At 33.3% G+C, this 1,642-nt stretch carries 1 protein-coding gene; it reads left to right on the top strand.

Features of this window, described 5'->3' with window-relative positions:
- Positions 1–116: 116 nt before the first annotated feature.
- The gene (locus tag HMJ38_RS25010; protein WP_194977185.1) at positions 117–1,409 is read left to right on the top strand and encodes an IS1380 family transposase; all 1,293 of its coding nucleotides are present in this window, start codon (positions 117–119) and stop codon (positions 1,407–1,409) included.
- The last annotated feature ends 233 nt before the right edge of the window (positions 1,410–1,642 follow it).

Raw genomic sequence — 1,642 nt, 5'->3', positions numbered from 1 at the left:
CCGATAGCTCCTAAAATCCGCATACAGATGTTTAAAAATACCGCAAAACCTTAATTGCTAAGGCTTTGCGGTTTCGATTATTTCACCTAATTTGGTGTTGCACAAACAATCGATGAATGAAAGTAGTAAAATCAAATTCAATATCAGCATTTGGAGGGATGAATTTCGTTTTTGAACACCTTAACAAGCTGAATATTAGTGATATCCTATCTGATTCTTTACCTAAATTAAACCCCAATTCTCGTTATTCATGGAAAGATTTATTTTATTCTTTCCTGTCAATTTATTTTTGTGGTGGGGACTGCATTGAAGATATACACACCAATTTAAGGCCGCATTTTGAAAACAATCCTTATATAAAATTACCTAGTCCTGATACTTTACTGAAGCGCCTGTCTGAGTTAGCCACTGAAAATCAGATTTGTAAAACTAAGAGAGGTTCAGTTGAGCATGAATTTAATAGTAATGAAGAGTTATGTAAACTAAACATGGCAATACTGTCTAAACTTGGGGTATTAAATTCTCAGGAATTGACACTTGACTACGATAATACTATCATTTTTAATGAAAAAAGCGATAGCAAAATGACTTATAAAAGGGATTATGGTTATCAACCCGGTGTGTGTACAATAAACGAAGAACATATCCTTTACATCGAGAATAGAAATGGTAATTCCGATGCCAAGTCATTCCAAATTGATACTTTACAACGCATGTTTGGAGCTTTGGAAAAAGTTAAAACTTCAAAAGTTTCACATTTCAGAGCAGATGCAGCATCTTATCAATATGAAGTCATTGAGTTGTTGAATGAAAAATCTGAGTTTTTCTATGTAGGTTGTAGAAACAGTTACGTGGAAAAATATTTTACACAAGTTCAGGATTGGACAACAGCCAAAGATGAATTTGGGGAATTACAAGTAGGTTCAATCTTGATCACTCCTTTTTCACAACAAGCCAGAGAATATAAAGCTACTCCCAAGCCGTATCGCCTTTTGGTAAAACGCAGGTTAAGAAATGATGGACAAATGAACATAATCACACAGGATGCCTATGATTACCGTGCAATATTGACCAATAATTTTGATATGACTGATTTGGAAGTCGCTAATTTTTACGCCAAGCGGGGCAACATGGAAAGACAGTTTGACATCTTAAAAAATGATTTTGGTTGGCAATGCCTCCCTTTTTCTACGTTAAACAAAAACTCAGTATTCCTCTATTTTTCAGCAATTTGCAGAAACCTATACAATAATGTGATCAACTATTTTTCAACTAAATGCAAAAGTATAAAACCCACCGACCGAATTAAAAAATTTATTTTTCGATTTATAATTCTTCCTGCAAAATGGATAAAACAAAGCAGACAAATGAAGCTAAAAGTATATAATCCAGCTTTTGTCTATACCTGATAAAAAAACTTTTGCGAAAAAAAAATGGCTCATTCCTCTAAAACAAGTATTGGATAAAACTGTCTTTACTTTTCAAAATTTCAATAATTCTGTAAATCAAGTCAGCAAAAACAAACAAACTTCGGAAACAAGAGAAAACAAAAGCCTAGATTTTACTCAACTTTTCAAAACAACACGGTTTGGTTTACAGAATTGAATGTCATTAGGTCACTTACGGATTTTAGGAGCTATCG

Origin of the sequence: Aquiflexum lacus (assembly GCF_015476655.1) — a bacterium.
GTDB lineage: Bacteria > Bacteroidota > Bacteroidia > Cytophagales > Cyclobacteriaceae > Aquiflexum > Aquiflexum lacus.
This window is presented reverse-complemented; position numbering and strand designations above follow the sequence as displayed.